At 49.5% G+C, this 17,663-nt stretch carries 13 protein-coding genes; 7 read left to right on the top strand and 6 right to left on the bottom strand.

All coding sequences use genetic code 11. The features are described 5' to 3' along the window. Positions 1-982: DUF3160 domain-containing protein (locus JW881_02955; protein ID MBN1696452.1), on the top strand; the 982-nt coding region annotated here is incomplete at its 5' end. A gap of 44 nt (positions 983-1,026) precedes the next feature. Here JW881_02955 and JW881_02950 read toward each other — a convergent pair. The 4 genes from JW881_02950 to JW881_02935 form a co-directional block, all read right to left on the bottom strand. After that, positions 1,027-3,240: a caspase family protein gene (locus JW881_02950; GenBank protein ID MBN1696451.1), complete on the bottom strand. Its 2,214-nt coding sequence runs from the start codon at positions 3,238-3,240 to the stop codon at positions 1,027-1,029. Continuing rightward, positions 3,237-4,025: a hypothetical protein gene (locus JW881_02945; protein MBN1696450.1), complete on the bottom strand. Its 789-nt coding sequence runs from the start codon at positions 4,023-4,025 to the stop codon at positions 3,237-3,239. Before JW881_02945 ends, JW881_02950 begins: the two co-directional genes overlap by 4 nt. Then, positions 4,022-4,507, bottom strand: coding sequence for a sigma-70 family RNA polymerase sigma factor (locus JW881_02940; protein ID MBN1696449.1), 486 nt, complete (start codon positions 4,505-4,507; stop codon positions 4,022-4,024). The genes JW881_02945 and JW881_02940 overlap by 4 nt, the downstream gene beginning before the upstream one ends. A 200-nt stretch (positions 4,508-4,707) precedes the next feature. After that, entirely contained in the window at positions 4,708-5,109 is a 402-nt protein-coding gene (locus tag JW881_02935; GenBank protein MBN1696448.1) for a PilZ domain-containing protein, read from the bottom strand. Positions 5,110-5,321: 212 nt separating this feature from the next. Here JW881_02935 and JW881_02930 point away from each other — a divergent pair, with 212 nt between their 5' ends. Then, complete coding sequence (locus JW881_02930) at positions 5,322-6,608, top strand: MFS transporter (GenBank protein ID MBN1696447.1); 1,287 nt, start codon at positions 5,322-5,324, stop codon at positions 6,606-6,608. Positions 6,609-6,663: 55 nt separating this feature from the next. Here the strand turns inward: JW881_02930 and JW881_02925 are convergent, their stop codons facing one another. Continuing rightward, on the bottom strand, positions 6,664-7,620 hold the full coding sequence (locus JW881_02925; protein MBN1696446.1) for a TIGR01212 family radical SAM protein: 957 nt from the start codon (positions 7,618-7,620) through the stop codon (positions 6,664-6,666). 159 nt (positions 7,621-7,779) lie between these two features. Here JW881_02925 and JW881_02920 point away from each other — a divergent pair, with 159 nt between their 5' ends. Next, a complete protein-coding gene (locus JW881_02920; GenBank protein ID MBN1696445.1) occupies positions 7,780-9,003 on the top strand; it encodes a hypothetical protein in 1,224 nt (407 codons plus the stop codon). Between the two features lie 174 nt (positions 9,004-9,177). Beyond that, positions 9,178-10,269: a sn-glycerol-3-phosphate ABC transporter ATP-binding protein UgpC gene (gene ugpC, locus JW881_02915; GenBank protein ID MBN1696444.1), complete on the top strand. Its 1,092-nt coding sequence runs from the start codon at positions 9,178-9,180 to the stop codon at positions 10,267-10,269. A 304-nt stretch (positions 10,270-10,573) separates the two neighbouring features. Here ugpC and JW881_02910 read toward each other — a convergent pair whose 3' ends face one another. Further along, a complete protein-coding gene (locus JW881_02910; protein MBN1696443.1) occupies positions 10,574-12,277 on the bottom strand; it encodes a hypothetical protein in 1,704 nt (567 codons plus the stop codon). Positions 12,278-12,851: 574 nt separating this feature from the next. On the opposite strand from JW881_02910, the gene JW881_02905 reads away from it, so the two are divergent. From JW881_02905 to JW881_02895, 3 genes are all read left to right on the top strand, one after another. Beyond that, on the top strand, positions 12,852-14,201 hold the full coding sequence (locus JW881_02905; protein ID MBN1696442.1) for a DUF362 domain-containing protein: 1,350 nt from the start codon (positions 12,852-12,854) through the stop codon (positions 14,199-14,201). Positions 14,202-14,434: 233 nt separating this feature from the next. Next, a complete protein-coding gene (locus JW881_02900) occupies positions 14,435-16,033 on the top strand; it encodes an acyl--CoA ligase (GenBank protein MBN1696441.1) in 1,599 nt (532 codons plus the stop codon). A 142-nt stretch (positions 16,034-16,175) separates the two neighbouring features. After that, the gene (locus tag JW881_02895) at positions 16,176-17,660 is read left to right on the top strand and encodes a hypothetical protein (GenBank protein MBN1696440.1); all 1,485 of its coding nucleotides are present in this window, start codon (positions 16,176-16,178) and stop codon (positions 17,658-17,660) included. The last annotated feature ends 3 nt before the right edge of the window (positions 17,661-17,663 follow it).

Here is a 17,663-nt window from a genome sequence, read left to right as displayed (position 1 = left end):
TGTTTTCGATTACGCGGTCGTCGGAAAAGAAAAGATTTACGGGGAATTCTCCGGCGGTTACCTTCAGATCGCGTTTTTACCCGAAGCCGGACTGCTTTCTCCGGGAAGACAGACCGGGGAGATACAGGTCCGGATATTCAAGAATGACTGGACGGCTTATACGCAGACGGACGATTATTCCTTTGATCCCGATAAGACATTGTATACGGTCCACCGGAAGATCACCTGTCACAGGGGCGACGGAACACTGTTGTGGGGCGATATACCCGCCGGGGCCGTAACACCGGAACCGACGGACACCGCCCCGCCGACCACTAATCCCCCGACGGCGACCGACCCGCCGGCAACCGGTCCCCCGACGGTGACCAACCCGCCGTCGGTTACCGTTACTCCGACCGAACCCCCGACGCTCACGCCGACGCCCGAACCCACACCGATTCCGCCCCCCGGATTTGTCGAACCGTATACCGGTTTTTATACCCGGTTGAAGACGATGTGTGACGACCTCGAAACGTATCTCCGGACACTCGATACCTCGCTTATTCATATATTGAAATTCCATGATATCGGAATCTGGGCGGGAGAGTTCGGCAAAGACGCGGCGACACTCGCATCGGGTGAGCCCCTCGATGAGGTTGATAATCAGTATATCAACGGCTGGGGTACCCTGGTAAGAAACTTTTTTAACCAGGATACGTCCTTTATTCCCGAACAGGATTCCGAGGCACATGTCATTTCGGATATCTATACCTATGCGGACAAGGTCCTTCACGCGGGGGTCGGCAGGCTTCTGCCCGTCATCATCATCTACGATGTCCCGGGGGAGACCGATACGACGATCGCCGCAGCGGGCTATGTTCTCACCTACTATGAACTTCTGGAAGAAGAGTGGAACAGGCTCGATGATGCGGTATGGAAAGAACGGTTAACGACAAATCCCCCGCCGCGACCCGAATGGACTGCCGATTTTATGACGGAATAACGCCTCCCCGGACCGGCTCGCTTATACACGGCCGCGAATCCGGATCAAAAGATTTTAAACGTTATTCCCCCGAAAAACTCGGCCGCAAGACGCACAGGTTTCTCGAAAGGGGGAAGATCGAAATCCATGTGCACCCCGGTATCGATGTCATTGTAGCATCCGGGTAAAAGCACATTGATTTTCGAACCCGCAAAAAGACCGATTCTCCTGCCGAATACTAACCCCGCCGTTCCCCGCAGTACGGGAAGCAGGTGGTCGGTACCGTACGATTCCCTGTCGATGGGGCCCTCGTTCATCAGGTGGCATGAGAGATCGATATCGAAATAAAACGGTTCGCTGGGGATATGAACGCCGAATCCCGCGCCGAACGACCAGAGGAGGGGTTCTGTTTCGGGGACCAGGGAGCCCGTAAGCAGTCCGTAAACGTTGTGTGATCCGATACGAAGGGCGAGGTGGGTCCTTCCCTCGCTGTCGTATATAAAATCGAGGTTGAAAATGCCGTTTTTTCCGATACAGACGAGACCGATCGGGATGCCCGACCGGTATTCATGTGCGATATTGATGAGCCCCACCTGAACGCCGTCCACCTCATGCGCGATATTGATGAGTCCCACCTGCACACCGGCGACATCTTTTCCGCAGTTTATAAGACCCGCGGCCTGAACCCCGTTGACAGCAGCATCGGTCAAGTTCAGGAGTCCCGCGATTTGGACGCCGGTAACTTCTCCTTTCGCGATGTTGGTGATTCCTCCGGCTTGAAAACCGGTGAGAGTTCCGCCGACGTAATTGAAGATCCCGCCCGCCTGAAAATAAGAAAGATTGCCGGTTGTATAGTTGAATATTCCGGCGCCCTGGCCTCCGGCTTCAACCTCGCCGGCGATATTGAAGATTCCGCCTCCCTGAAAACCAGTAAGCGAGCGGCCGGTTACATTATAAATACCTGCGCCCTGAAATCCGGTCACATCGAAGGCCGCGTGATTTCCGATTGACGATACCTGCGCCCCGATTATCGAAGGGGCATTTCCGATCAAGAGATTCGCCGAAACGTTGTAGGCATGCCCGGGATCGTTTCCGTTTCCCAAAGGGATGAATGTAAAAATAAACGGCGTTATCGTCATCCCGCCGGTCTTATCCTCAACCGATTGGCCCCCTGTATTGTCATCGCCCCGCACGGTGGTTTTTTCTCCGGTGATTTTAACCAGACCCGACCGGGAAAGTCGTGTTATCCCCCCCTCGTGCAGACTTACCTCGCAGCAGAACAATTCGCCGTGGTTGTCGGCGATTATCCGGTAATCACCGGGTTTGAGCCCCAGTTCGACTGGATAGCCGTCCGATTTATTCAATTCTACCAGGAGATTGCCCGATGAGTCCCTGATTGAGAGTCTTCCTGCAATATCGTTGGAGATTAAGAGCCCGGCGGAGGTTTCCCTCAGATCGGTCAGGACGAGATCCCCCGTTCCGGTAAGCTGTATATCGTATTTCGGGTGCTGGGGTCCGTATTGTGTTTTTTCCGTTCGGGCAAGGGTTTCGTTAAAAGAAAAGCTGTACGCTTCGTTGAGGGTGACAAGACCGTCGCGCGACGAGTCGGCGGCCCCCCTGAGTCCGGAGACAAGATAATGGGTAAAAAAGGAAGCCCCGATATTATCCGATTCCTGTGCCGCCTCGTCTTCGGAACTCGATGTGAGGAAAGCGTATCCCTTCATCGCACTGGATTCATCGATAAGGAAGGGCGGTCGCCTGAGAACTCCCTTTGTTCTGGTAAAGGCGCCGGAAGAGCAGGAGTCGAGGATCGCGAGGCGGACATCGGTCTTAATCCGCGCGATCTCGTCCCTCAGGCGTGCGTAGGTAAAATGATGCCCTGAAAGGAGAAGCCCTTCTTCATCCGAATGGCCGGAATAATAGAAAATGAACTCTTTTCTGCCCGGTCCGCCTGAAATGCCGTCCGTTATATTTCTGATGGTCCTGAATCTGGCGCTTATTTCTTCGACGCCGGGATCGAGCAGGAGGACGAGGTTTTCTTCGGCGACCGCGCCCATTTCCATCATGACATCCGAAAACGACCGGGCGTCTTTTGTCGCGTACCGCAGTACCGAACGGTCTTTACCCCCGTTATTTGACCCGATCACGAGCGCAAAGCGCCGGAGGACTGTCCGTGAGCCGGTGTCCTCCGGAAAGAGGAATAGTCCCGATACCAGCATGACGATAATAAAGACCGTCCGGGATATGAATCTGTTCGATCGGAATGTCGCCGTCATCATTTTTCCCCCTTTATCAAAAGGATCGATTGCTGATTGAAGCCATCGGGGAGGTCGAGGTCCATAGATCGGGCCGATTCACTGTTTCGGGCGACCGCACGCGCTTGAGCCACGACATTCCCGACATCGAATGGAATCTCGGAGGTCACGAAGAAAAAACGCTCGAAACCGGGTGCCGAATCGAGTTCAAATGCCTCATCGAGTGCAATTTCTCCCCCTTTTTCAAGGGCCGGTGATGCTGCCTGTGTGTCTGGAAAGTGGAGTGTCACATATCCGGCTCCGTCTATGGAAATGATGACCCCGTATGATTTGTCGCCGGCTCGATACTTGATCTGAAATCTGTCTCCTTTTCTGACACGGGCGGATGTCTTGATTGTATCGTAGCCCGCTTCCGTTTTCCTGTAGATGGTCAAGGACGGGGTTCCTTTGAACCGGATCGCTTTGTCATTTTCGGTAAAATGACCCGTTGTACCAAATTCCGGCAATACGATAACGGCAGCGACCACAATGGCGAGGAGGGCGGCGGCCAAAGAAAAGACGCGCATCATGCTTCTTTCTGGTTTTTTTATCTCCCTGTTTTGTTTTCTCTCTATTTTCATCACGATCTCATCCGGGGGATATGCGGCAAGAATTTCTTCGTTCGAGGCTAACAGTTCGCCGTACCTTATCGCACATTCCGGGTCCTCCTCGATACGTGTGCGGATACTCATAGTCGTTTCCGTATCGAGTTCTCCCAGAAGGTAACGTTCAAGCAGCCAGTCGGGAATTGTTTCCCTTTTTCCTCTCATGATATCACCTCCTGTAAGCCCTTTACCCGTTGCTTTAACATTTTTATCCGTTTTCGTACACCGGAAACGGAAAGCCCGACCTCTTCGGCGACTTCTTCGTAGGTCATGCCGTCGATATAATACATGACCGCGATCTCCTTTGTCGAAGCCTTCTCATTCATGAAAATTCGATGCAGGAGATCCCTCACCCAGATGGTCTTTTCCGTGTCACAGGACGACGCAATAAATGCAAGCAGGTCGCAGCCGGAGACAACCGGTCCGGACTTCTGTTTTCTCAGTATGTTGAGACATGTATTTGTCGCGATACGGTAGAGAAGGGAGGACGGATATCTGGCTTCGAGCCGTTTCCGGTGACGGAGCACTTTGAGGAATGTTTCCTGCATTGCATCGAGTGCACCCTGCTCATCCTGCAGGAGCTGTCTGCACCTTCTCAATACCATCGGCCCGTATCGTCTGTAGAGGGCTTCGACATCGACCGGCACTATTGCTTCCTTTCTGATCTTTACTATATAACACATTCCGGAGAAAAAAACGACACCATGTAAAGCGGTGCGATAGACGTTGTTATATCGGGGGGCCGCGCTTGGATCCTCAGGAATGACTGCCGGCTTTTTTACGCCGACGATAAACCGGACAACGCCGATGTTTCCGCGAAATCCGGTATTTTTAGAACAGACTCCGGTCAGCGCGTCTTCCTGTTATCGTTCTCGATGCTGAGGCCGGGGTGCTCTTCCAGTTCATTGAGAAGTTCCTCCGGTTTTTCGCAATTCAATATCATGAGATTTTTAAAATGTGTATACGAGTCAAGACCGATAATATAGAGAAACTGGAATCCTGTACGCCGCTTTTGCCGATGTATGATCGTACAGCGGAACCTGAGGGGGATTCTTTTCGTTCCCGCCTGGAGAATGATCTCACAATCGCATTCGTCTCCCCGGTCGCATGGCGGAAATTTGTCTATGGTTGCAAGAAAACCGCCGAAACTGATGTTGACCGTCCGGCCGGTATAACGGCCGCCGGAAGGAAGTGTCACATCAATATCGAGGCATATCGGGATACGCGAGTTTTTTCGCTTTTCTTTCATAATGGCATCATGTAAGAAAAAGCCGAATGATGCAAGGGGGCTTATGCAATAAATGAAAATCATGAAAATATGATGTGATTTCCGTTTCTCCCTAAAACGATGAGGAACATGATCCAGGCCGCCCCGTATATCCTTGTATAATCACGGTATCCATAGTATGTATACTGATATTCCGGTTTTCATATGGTATCGATAAGCGATGGTGAAAAACAATGAAAAAGATCTTAAAAAGAAACACTATACGGTCTCCTCTCACGACGCCCGTGCCGCCCGGAACGTCGGCCATTCGTCTTGCAAACATCACGCTTTCGTTTCGGCATCCGAATTACCGTCTATGGTTTCTGGGACAGCTGGTTTCTCTCTTCGGAACATGGATGCAGATGACGGCGCAGGGTTTTTTTATCTATGAATTGACCACATCTCCCCTCTACCTCGGCTATGCCGCTTTCGCTTCCGGCATTGCTTCCTGGCTGCTTATGCCGCATGGCGGGGTTGTCGCGGACAGGGTTTCACGACGCAATCTATTGGTTCTCACACAGTCCCTGTTGATGCTGCTGGCCTTTGTTCTCTGGGCTCTCACTTTTTTTAATATCGTTTTAGCCTGGCAGATTATCGTTCTGGCTTTTTTCCAGGGGATCATTGTCGCTTATGACGCACCGGCCAGGCAGGCATTCGTCACCGAATTGGTACCCAGACAGGATCTTACCAATGCAATCGCCCTTAACTCGACGATGTTCAATATGGCCACGATAACCGGTCCTGCGATCGGCGGGATTATCTATGCTCTCTTTGGTCCCGCCTTCTGTTTTCTCGTCAACGGCTTGAGCTATCTTGCCGTCATTATCGCGCTTCTGTTCATGAAATTACAGCCGAGAGTGATGCCGGAAGCAAAACGTTCGTTTTTTCACGATCTCAAGGAAGGGTTGGCCTATATCATTTCACATAAAGTGATACTGGTCATCATCGTTTTGATCACGTTCATCAGTTTTTTCGGTTTTTCAACGATCACCCTCCTCCCGGCATGGGCGGTGAGTGTGCTGCACGGTAATGAGGTGACAAACGGGCTGCTGCAGGCGGCCCGCGGCATCGGCGCATTTTTGAGTGCGCTTACCATCGCCGCATTGGGAAGGTTTACCTTCAGGGGGAAACTGCTTACGCTGGGAACATTCATGTTCCCTGTTTTTCTTTTTATTTTTTCTTTTACAAGGGTACTCCCGCTTTCACTGTTGCTTTTGGTCGGTATCGGCGCTTCCCTTATTTTTATCTATAACCTCGCGAACTCGCTTCTCCAGATGCTGGTCACGGAGAAAATGAGGGGAAGGGTAATGAGTATCTATTCACTGACATTTTTTGGTTTTTCTCCCCTCGGCGGACTTCTTCTGGGTTTAATTGCGGAAAAAATGGGAGAATTCGTCACGATACTGTGCTGTTCGATACTGATATTTATTTTTTCATCCGCATTGTGGTTTTTTAATCCGGCGTTTCGAAGGATCGAGTGATCCGGCTATGTTTTTTTTCCATGGAAGCCTTCGAGTGAGGTTCTATCGTACTCGATTATCGTTCCGGCGAATAACATCTGCCTTGCCAGGTATTCCTTTTCCTCATCTCTTCCCTCACCGCCGCGTAAAACCGTGATTTTTCCCAAAAATGACCCGGAAAGACGAGCCGTTCGGGCGGCGTGTCGCAGGTCAGTCTCATGATAATCGTTTCGGGGGGCAGTAATTCAAGACCCTGTATGACGTACTCGAGGTGCCGTTGTGGAGAGGGGACGACGAGCTCCCCGGCGAGAAATTCCCGGTGTATTGCCGTGTCCCTGGGAATATGAAGATTATGGATTTTGATGCCGTCGGGAGCGAGACCGCTCATAAACGAGACGGTCTTCCGTATTTCACGGCTTCCTTCACCCGGGAGGCCGAAGATGAGATGGACGGCCACGTTGATACCTTTTCCCTTTAATAAACGGTAGGCTTCGGTGAAGGTTGCAACGGTATGTCCGCGCCTGATCCGTTTCAATGTCGTATCGGATGCGGACTGAAGTCCGAGTTCGACCCACACTTTCATATCGGGCTTGACATACGAGTCGAGAAGGTCGGCGATATCGACCGATATGCAGTCGGGCCGGGTCGAAACGACCAGTTCCTTGAATGGCGCCAGGCGCAAGGCCCGGTCATAGATGGCCCTGCAATCCTCGACCGAACCGAATGTCGAGGAAAAGGCCTGAAAGTAGAGAATATAGTCTTCGGCTCCGTATCTGTTTTTGAGAAATTTGATCGCGCCTTCGATTTGTTCTTCGAGGCTTCCTCCGTGGCCGAGATATGGAGCGCGCGACCCGTATTCGTCACAATAGGTGCATCCGGGATGACTCCGCGTTTTTCCCCGGTTGGGGCATGAAAAGCCGGCATCGACGGCAACCCTGTATACGGACCGACCGTAAAGCCGTTTGAGATATAAAGCGTACGCGTTGAATGTATGTTCAGGATAGAGATCCAGCCACGCGGCATCAGTACTCATCGGTATATAATACTCGATTTGTCCCGCTTTGTCTTTTCCAAAAAAAACCGGCGTCGATGTCTCAACGCGTCGAAAATCCTTATAAAATATACGCTTTTTACGTATCCGAAAGGTACCCCCCATTGACATTTGCCGTTATCTTCATTTTAATAGCACAACATGCGGCAATGGTTTTTTTTATTCCTCATTATCGTTCTCCTTCCCGGTTGCGGGGCGTTCAATACATATCGGGTTACCATCGGAACGAATATTCCGGAAATACTCGCGTACAGTGAAACATTCAACGCCTCAAATGAAAAGTACAGAATCGAGATGTTGTATCATCCGGACCCGCAGATGATGCTCGGAGAAAAGGAAACCCCGCCGGATCTCGTTATCGGTGAAAATCTCTGGGCTCCTTCGAATATTCATAAATTCAAATCTCTGGACGGATTGTTCAAGGAGAAACAACTGGATGAAGGGGCGTTTTATCCGAATATCCTCGAGCCCGGAAAAGACATGAATCAACAGCGGCTTCTCCCCCTCTGTTTCAATCTTCCCGTGGTGTTGTATAAAAAGACATCGGCTTTAGAAGATAACACGGATATGTATATGAACCTCGAGACCCTCAAAACACAAAGCCTGCAATTCATTCAGAGTAAGGGCGACAGACTGCTTAAAATGGGGTTCTCGCCGTTCTGGAATATCGATTTCCTTTACCATACGGCCGTTCTCTACCACACCGGTTTTCGGACAGAAGATGGGGAAACCCTCCTCTGGAACGCCGACGCCCTTACCAGGGCGGTCGCCTTTCTCAAGAATTGGATGGATGAAATCCCGGGGGGGTATACGGCAGAGAGGAGTTACAGCAGAAAATATCTCAATGCACCCCCGTATCAACTTGTTAACGATAAAAATATACAATATTTTTTACTTGATTCGAAGGAGATGTTCAGGATTCCCCGTGAAAAACTCCAGGCGATTGATTTCAAATGGCTTTCATATGAAAACGGAATTCCCGTTTACGATAATATTATTTTTCTGGGCATCCCGTTGCGGGCGGAGAATCCGGAAGGTGCACAGGCGTTTATACGGTGGATATTCAATCGGGAGAATCAGGGAAAACTGATGGAAATAAATCATTTCAAACGGCTCGATAATGTTTTCGGTATTGCCGGCGGATTTTCCTCACTGATGGAGGTAAGCAATACCCTGCTGCCCAAGCATTATCCCCTCTTTATAGGGCATATTCCTCCACCGGATTCCCTCATTTTTCCCGGTCCTTTACCCGATCATTGGGACTATATAAAACGCGAGACGATTATCCCGTGGATTTCAGAGGCGATCGTCACGGAAAATTTTAATAAAAAACTTGAAGACCAGTTGAAATATTTTGCAGAATAGGGTACAAAGGAATAAATAAAAGGGGAAATATATCCCATAATAGATTATAATCATCATTATATGATGAAGGGGAGTGTCTTATCATCATCTGCACTGATGCTAAGGGTGATTGTGAGATATACTTAAAGAGAGGTTGCGGGACAACCTTTTAAATATTTTAATCTGGAGGTAAAAATGGCAACAGTTGAATTACGTAATGTGTCCAAAGTTTTTGGACATGATGTCAAGGCAGTAGATAATGCAAATATTACTATAAACGACAAGGAGTTTGTCGTTCTCGTCGGTCCTTCCGGATGCGGGAAAACGACAACACTCAGGATGATTGCAGGGCTTGAAGACATTACAAGCGGTGAAATTTATATCGATGGTACCCTGGTGAATGAAATTTCACCAAAGGACAGGGATATCGCCATGGTATTCCAGAACTACGCTCTCTATCCTCATATGACGGTCTATGACAATATGGCTTTCGGACTCAAAATCAGGAAATATCCGAAACAGGAAATCCAGACGCGTGTCAATGAGGCGGCCCAGATTCTACATATCGAGGAACTTCTCGACAGGAAACCAAAGGCCCTTTCCGGTGGACAACGCCAGCGTGTTGCCGTCGGCCGTGCAATCGTTCGAAAACCAAAGGCATTTCTCTTTGACGAACCGCTTTCAAATCTCGATGCCAAACTCCGCGTGCAGATGAGGGCGGAAATTTCAGCGCTTCATACACGGTTGCAGGCAACGATGATCTATGTGACACATGATCAGGTCGAAGCGATGACGATGGGTGACAAAATCGTCGTTCTCAAAGACGGCCTCATCCAGCAGATAGGTTCTCCACTCGAGCTTTACAACAAACCGAAGAATCGCTTTGTCGCGGCATTTATCGGTTCTCCGCCGATGAATATCATGACGGCGAAGATACTCGAAAAAGCGGGAAAAATCATTGTTGATGAAGGCGACTTTCAGATAATAGTGGAAGGACAGATGGCGGACAGACTCAAATCCTATGTCGACAAGGAAGTCCTTTTCGGAATAAGACCGGAAGATCTCGTGTACACGACGACACCCAAAAAAGAAAACAATATCAAAACCCATGTCGAAGTCGTCGAACCGCTCGGCGCTGAAATCCATCTTTACGTCAGTACACAAAACCATCAGCTTATCGTTCGTGTTCAGCCGAGGTTCGAATTCCATGTGGGTGATGAAGCGGACTTTTATCCCGACATCGACAAGCTTCATTTCTTTGATATGGAAACAGAAGACGTTATTTAGCGGACACTTTCAGGAAAGCGTATGTCGTTATTACCTCTATGATGAGTTTTTAGTGAATGCAGGCGCCGGAAGTGCAGTAGTAAGAAGCTGCCGTAAATCCGGCGCTTTTTTATGGTGATATCCAGAAAGGACTGGAACCATCAACGGTGACAAATAGAAGCGCAGGTTTTAACGCTTTTCTAAAATCCAACGCGTTTTTGTATGCGGAGTAATACGGGTTTCCTCGAATATATTTTGATCCATATAAATCCATGTTGATTTTCTTGTCATATCGTTCTCTTGTGTATCACCCTGCAATGCCGTCTTACCGGTGATTGTAAACCGTCCGGAGAAACGGGGGCTGCCGCATGACAACGCCGTTTTTCCTGAAGCGGTATTGCTCGAAAATGGCCGATATTCTCACGATAATGTCGAGAATACGGTCGATCGGGGATGGGGGGCCGAAAGTGGTATCGTATAATTCGATAACCGCACGGATTTTTTCTTCCGACTTTTTGTTCGGGCAATATTTCATGGCAGTATACAGCACCGGGCGGAACCTCAATGCGTTTTTCCGTAATTCCTTAAGCCGCAAACCCATATAATGGTCGGGCTGTGGGGAGTTGTGATGTTCTCTGTATCGAAGCGTCTCCCGGTCCCAGACCAATCCACGTGCTTCACGAAACTCCGTTTCCTTTTTAATGATCAGGTAACTCTTTATGGCCGTATGGGCCATGTTGATGATGCCGGGACCGTGAGTAAGATATTTTTTCAGGAAGGCATTTTTCAGGTAGACTGATGTTTCGGGCAAGGTAAAATGGGGATGATGAAACCAGAGAGTGCCCTGGCCGTGACGGCTTTGCCACGGATAATCCTCGATCATTTTCCCCTGGGATGTGTATTCCTCAAAAAGGGGAGTGCCCGGCACCGGGCCGAAGAGCATGAATTGAAGCAGATCGGACTCGAGCCCTATTGCCCAGTCGATATCCTCGTGGATTGTTTTCTTGTCGTGATGTTCCAGAAAGAGGATCGAGGAGGCAAGGACCGTAATACCGTGATTCTGGAGGTCCGCAATCAATGCATGAAGATCGATTCCTTTGGTCTTGTCAAACAGGCCCGCCTTTGACTCAACGCCTATCCATATAAAATTGACTCCCATTCTTACCAGAAAATCGACCCCCATGTCTGTTACTGCCCTTGCGGAGGAAAAGGTTTGAAATGTATAGGTTTTCTGATATTTTTCCATTTTTTCCAGCAGCTGCCGGGCTTTTATATCGTTTTGACAGAAATTCTCGTCCATCAATCCGAATGTGGTGACATTGAGTTCGTTTTCAGCCTTATGACAGGCATCGAAAATAGCATGACCGGTATCAAGAAAAGGGGTATATTTTTTTTCGAACTTGTGGGATGTCGCACAGAAACGGCACCCGTTCTGACACCCGACGCCGGGGATAATGGTACCGGCCTTTTCTATAAGCGGTGCACCGTAAATATAGGAATTGACACTGATCTGAATTGTCGGGTGTATGATCGGTTTATCAGTATTTTCCCCAAAATAACCGCGAAGCCATACGACTCCCTCCCCCCTGCATATGTCATCATAATCGATTATGTCACGTAATTCGGGAATCGAAGTTCCATGTCCGCCGACAATGATTTTACTCTCAGGCGAGTACCTGCGGATATATGCGACCATACGCTTTACCCGCAGGATATTCTGTGCAATAAATGTAATACCGATGTGGCTGTAATTGCCTTTTTTTACCTCACGGGTAAAATTCTTCCAGGATGGAAAATCGATGACGGTTGTCGGCACCCCGATATTTTCCGCAAGCAAATATAATCCGAAACTCAGGTTGTTGAATCGGGGAGAATGAATCCCCTGTTCCCTTGTCACCTGGTTGTTCAATAACTCCATTGAACATAACGCTTCACCATATGCATCGTCGACGCCATATGGCTTGAATACGCATGTTAAAAGCAGTTTTCTTTTTTGTTTTCCCTTATTATTCTTTGTTTTCATCTTCATTATTCGAACCCTTCTCGTATTGTATTTGAGACTTCTATCTCTTTTTTAAAGCGATATGTATTACCGGGCAGGCACCGAAGGTTGTCCCATAACCTTTATTCGATAGAGAGTGTCACAGAAAAGCACTCTCTATGGCAGTTTCTCATAAAATGTCCTTTTTTTCAATAAGGTTACAATAACATTTTATTTTGTCACTGTGTTTGCTATATAATCCATGCAAAAAAGTACCTCCATTTATTTATGACAGTCTTCATAGATAAAAAGTTGCAGGGGAAAGATATTTTTTTTACCGGACGATCAGGGGCTTCTCGGACTTGACTCTTTTTTTAATACCATTTATACTGAATGTCCCGAACCGGTTGTTCGTACAAAATACAGTATCCGTCATGCATAGTTACACCGAAAATTCGGAAAGTTCGACCGACTCTTCAACCTTTCATACAATCCAGTCAGGGATATGTATTTTCATAAACGACACATCGAAGGAAGACAGCCGGTGGGTTACCGCAATGTCTTTCGAATAATAATCGACATGGTTAATTCCATACGGATTTTCCGCTGACAAAGGGTCATTATGGAGAAAGACCATCACGACAGGAGAAAAAAAGCGGACCCGCTCGATGTTTCGCCGAACGAAAAGCTTCTCCGTTCGCAAACATCTATCCCGGGAAAGAATTATCTCTCTTCAAAAGCGACCGTTTACCGGTCGGTCAACGGGAGTCCCGCGCAGAATTGCGAGAAAGTAATTGAATTGCTCGGGGGAATCGCCTGTCTCTTTGGTGAGCATGACGTCATTCTCTGTAAGCCGAATGTACAATGGTGGAATCAGGGGGCGCCGAATATCGGTGCCCTCAACCGGTTTGTCGAGCTTGTCATGGGGCGGCCCGGAGGATTTTACGGGGAAGTCGTCTTTATCGAAAATGTGCATCGCGGCTGTCATCCGTGGGAATCGGATGATGCGGGCTGGAACCGGCTATTTGTACGGAACGTCGATCTGGAAGGTGTCCATAATTATAACGAGTTCTGCGGCATCCTGAAACAGCGGTATGGAGACGCTTTTACGGTGAAACATTTGATCGACAGTAAAAGCGGCGGGAGGCGTGTTTACTCGCCTGAGGATGGAGAGGGGTTTGTCCTCTGTGACGGAACGGGCGGTGTGCCGCTTCTCTCCTGTGATAACGGCATGGAAGGCAGCTTTTTCAGGGAAGTGATCATGAGTTATCCCGTGTTCAAAACCGACCGGGGTACCCGGATCGATTTTAAACACGGCATCTGGGAGAACGGCGGTTACTCAAAACGGCCGCTTCGTTTTGTCAATATCGCCGCACTCAATCACCACAGCCCCTATTGCGGCATTACCGGTTGTATGAAAAATCTGCTGGGTATCAATGATCTCAGCGGCGGTCCGGATCCGTATCTTGACGGTAAACTGACCGGCAGCTACTATAATTTTCATTCCTTTCCCTTTGATAAATGGCAGAAGGGACCCGCCAATGGTATGCTGGGCAAGGAAATCGGGATGTTCCTGAAAACCGTACGCAGCCCCGATCTGAATATTACCACAGCCGAATGGACCGGACTCGCTTCGAGGACCGAACCGCCTTTGGCGCATACCCGGACCGTTCTGGCCGGCAAGGATCTGGTGGCCCTCGATTATCACGGTTCAAAGTATCTTGTTTATGCCAATTCCGGTATACCTTTTCACAATCCGGATAATGAGAACCGGCCGCTCCACGATGATCTTGCAATGTGCGGGAAAGAAAGCGGGCTTTCTTTCGATGAACGAACTGTTTCCGTTCGTTCCTTTGACTGGAATTCTTCGAGATTACAGGCGGAGAACGAGTACGCCCGCAGGGTGAAGCGAACGTGGGGAACGGATCCTAAATCGCTGGGTAAATATATGCTTTATCGATGGCGATGGTGATAACGCCGCGGACGAAGGGTTTTCCACTCAACCGGACGGTTAACAACGCATCGGGAGAAACTGGGGGGTGCGGTACCGGTGAACGGGATTATTAATGATAATAAGGCGGATGATGTACCGGGTTAATGACATATCGGAAAAGGAATTGTGCATAAGGCAGACTCGCAACGATACGCTTCCCGCAATAGAGATGAAATTCCGGTTATGTCATCGATCATGAAAGATGGTATGATATGAAAAAAGACAACGGGCTTCCCGATCATCGTCTGGTCCATCATTTTCTTGAAGAAAGCGCGCGCCGCCGTCCCGGGGCGATCGCGCTGGTTCACGGCAAGAACCGGATCAGTTACCTGCGGCTCAATATCATGGCAAACCGGCTTGCTTGCTGGCTGCTCGAAAACGGGATGATTCCCGGCGACCGGGCGGCTTTTATCTTCGAGAACAGCCCGCTTTATGTCGTCTGTTACTATGGAATTCTCAAAGCCGGCGGCGTTGCGGTACCCTTGAGCACGGATCTGACCCCCCGACGGCTCACCTCTATTCTGGACGAACTGAAGCCTTTCTGTGTCTGTGTGTCGGGCCGATATCAACGGCTCATCGACGAAGCGGATACCAGTCAATGCGGCTTCCCGTATCTCCTTGTTTCGTCCCCAAAGTCGGACCGGAAGGGAAGAAGTGAGGCGGCATATGCAGTGAAAAAGCTTGAGGATATCGTTGCCACGGGGGAGGTTTCGGACCAGAGTCTTTCTCCGGATCCCGACTCCCTTGCCTGTATCACCTACACATCCGGCTCGACGGGAGAATCCAAAGGTGTCATGTTGACTCATGCCAATATTGTCGCCAATACACATTCGATTTGCCGGTTTCTTCAATTGACCGACCGTGATATACAGATGGTCGTGCTTCCGTTTTTTTACGTTATGGGGAAATCACTTTTGAACACCCATTTTGCCGTAGGGGGACGGGTTGTCATCAACAACAATTTCGCCTTTACCGCCGCGATGATAAAGCAGATGGTTGAAGAGAAAGTGACCGGATTTTCAGGCGTCCCATCCACGTACGCCTATCTGCTTTGCCGTTCTCCCCTTGTTCACTATCGCAGCATGTTGACCCATTTACGGTATTGTTCGCAGGCCGGGGGGCATATGGCGGCGCAGATCAAAATCGAATTGAGAAAGGCCCTTCCCCGGCATACGGCTATTATCGTGATGTATGGTGCTACCGAAGCGTCCGCGCGGCTGACATGGCTCGATCCGTCCCGGTTCGAAGAAAAAACCGAATCGATAGGTGTAGAAATTCCGGGGGTCACGATAAAAATAATGGATCAGGACGGGAAGGAGCTTCCCGCAGGGGAGACCGGTGAACTCGTCGCTTCCGGCGACAATATAATGAAAGGATACTGGAAAGACCCGGAGTTAACCGCGAAGGTACTTGACGGTGACGGTTTTCATACCGGTGATATGGGGTACCGCGATGCGGAAGGATTTATTTATTTAACCGGACGAAAAGATAATCAATACAAAGTCGGGGGGCACAGAATCAATGTGCAGGAAATAGAAGATATTCTCCTCGGAACCCGGAAGTTGATCGAAGTGGCTGTTCTCGGATTGGAAGATCCGCTTTTGGGCCATCGGCTCATCGCTTTAGGTGTCGCGCGTGAGAATGGTTTGAGCGGAGAAAAGATTTTGGGCGGGTGCGCAAAAATGCTTCCGAGATTCAAGATGCCCCGTTTCCTTTATCTCATCCACAGCCTTCCCAAAACAGCGAGCGGCAAAGTCGACAGGCATCGGTGTATGGAATATATCCGCATGCAGGAAAACGGCCCCGGCTGATATCCACGTTCGCGGGTTCCCCCGTATTTTTTTTCACCTTCGCCGCCAATCACCCGGCATGCCGTACATAATTTTTTCTTTACCTCACCGGGATTGCGTGATACAATAATCGAGGTATACAGGAAAAAAGGAGGAAAGCATCATGAGAAAAATTATGATCAAAGCCGGTATCGTTATATTATTGATCCTTCAGGGTTTTACCCTGCATGCACAGTCTCCGGGCGGCAAAGGAGACGTTAATTCGGACGGCGACATCAATATCATCGACGCCCTGCTCGTGGCGCAGTACTATGTGGGGATCGATGTAACATTCGCTTTTCCCGAGAGGGCGGATGTCAACGGTAATGGCGTCGTCGATATCGTCGACGCCCTCCTGATCGCGCGATATTACGTCGGTCTGATTTCAGCGTTTCCCTCATCGGGCGGGGGAATCGAAATCGTCGGCTCCGGACTGGAACGGGAGACGGCACCGGATCCCGAACCGGGGGAACTCGAGGCCGTTGTCGCCGGCAACAACGCGTTTGCCTTCGACTGCTACGGGCAGGTGAGTGAAGGTGACGGGAACGTCTTTTTCTCGCCGGTCAGCATTTCATTTGCCTTTGGTATGTGTTATGCCGGGGCAAACGGCAACACGAAAACGGAGATGGCGCGGGTCATGCATTATGCCCTTCCGGAGAATAACCTGCACAACGCTTTCAACGCGCTTGATCTCGCCCTGGCGAGCGGATCGGAAGAAGATCCCGATGCCGGGGAACCGCTTAAACTCTTTATCGCAAACAGCACGTGGGGCCAGAAAGATTATTACTTTGTTCCCGCCTATCTCGATGTTCTCGCGAAGTATTACGGCGCGGACATGTTTACCGTTGATTTCAAGACGGCACCGGAAGAATGCAGGATACTCATCAACGACTGGGTAAGCGATAAAACTGAAGAACGCATCGAGGATCTGCTTCCCCCCGGTTCGATAACCGACCTGGCACGGCTCGTCCTTACCAACGCGATTTATTTCAAGGCAACCTGGCTGGACAAGTTCGATGAAGCGCAAACAAGGGATGAAAGCTTCTATCCGGCCGATGGAAGCGCCGTTACCGTACCGTTGATGCACCAGAGTGTCACCACCTCCTATTGTGAGGTTTCGGGGAGTTATCAGGCGATAAAACTCGGTTACCAGGGGAAAAAGAAAAATTCGATGATCGTCATTCTTCCCGCAGAAGGACAGTTCGGGAAATTCGAAGAGAAGCTCTCGCAGGATGTGCTCGATGAGATTATCGGGTCAATGGGAAGGTTCCAGGTCACCCTTACGATTCCCAAATTCAGTTTCGAATGGGAACAATCGTTGAAAGGGACCCTCCGGTCGCTGGGAATGTCCGATGCCTTTGACGATATGGAAGCCGATTTTTCCGGCATTAATGGAGAAAACGATCTTTTCATTCACGATGTTTTCCATAAGACGTTTGTGTCCGTCGATGAAGAAGGCACCGAAGCCGCCGCGGCGACCGCAATTATAATCGGCATTACATCGATGCCGCCGTCTGCGGTGATGAGAATTGACAGGCCGTTTATTTTTCTTATTTATAACGACGATACGGGAGCTATTCTCTTTTTCGGACGCGTTATGCAGCCGTAAAAA

Source organism: Spirochaetales bacterium (assembly GCA_016930085.1).
Classification (GTDB): domain Bacteria; phylum Spirochaetota; class Spirochaetia; order SZUA-6; family JAFGRV01; genus JAFGHO01.
This window is presented reverse-complemented; position numbering and strand designations above follow the sequence as displayed.

What these genes read in the sequence shown, in the direction of transcription:
- JW881_02950 (MBN1696451.1), bottom strand. Translation starts at nt 3,240, where the DNA reads ATGATGACGGCGACATTCCGATCGAACAGATTCATATCCCGGACGGTC.
- JW881_02945 (MBN1696450.1), bottom strand. Translation starts at nt 4,025, where the DNA reads ATGAGAGGAAAAAGGGAAACAATTCCCGACTGGCTGCTTGAACGTTAC.
- JW881_02935 (MBN1696448.1), bottom strand. Translation starts at nt 5,109, where the DNA reads ATGAAAGAAAAGCGAAAAAACTCGCGTATCCCGATATGCCTCGATATT.
- JW881_02930 (MBN1696447.1), top strand. Translation starts at nt 5,322, where the DNA reads ATGAAAAAGATCTTAAAAAGAAACACTATACGGTCTCCTCTCACGACG.
- JW881_02925 (MBN1696446.1), bottom strand. Translation starts at nt 7,620, where the DNA reads ATGAGTACTGATGCCGCGTGGCTGGATCTCTATCCTGAACATACATTC.
- JW881_02920 (MBN1696445.1), top strand. Translation starts at nt 7,780, where the DNA reads ATGCGGCAATGGTTTTTTTTATTCCTCATTATCGTTCTCCTTCCCGGT.
- ugpC (MBN1696444.1), top strand. Translation starts at nt 9,178, where the DNA reads ATGGCAACAGTTGAATTACGTAATGTGTCCAAAGTTTTTGGACATGAT.
- JW881_02910 (MBN1696443.1), bottom strand. Translation starts at nt 12,277, where the DNA reads ATGAAGATGAAAACAAAGAATAATAAGGGAAAACAAAAAAGAAAACTG.
- JW881_02905 (MBN1696442.1), top strand. Translation starts at nt 12,852, where the DNA reads ATGGAGAAAGACCATCACGACAGGAGAAAAAAAGCGGACCCGCTCGAT.
- JW881_02900 (MBN1696441.1), top strand. Translation starts at nt 14,435, where the DNA reads ATGAAAAAAGACAACGGGCTTCCCGATCATCGTCTGGTCCATCATTTT.
- JW881_02895 (MBN1696440.1), top strand. Translation starts at nt 16,176, where the DNA reads ATGAGAAAAATTATGATCAAAGCCGGTATCGTTATATTATTGATCCTT.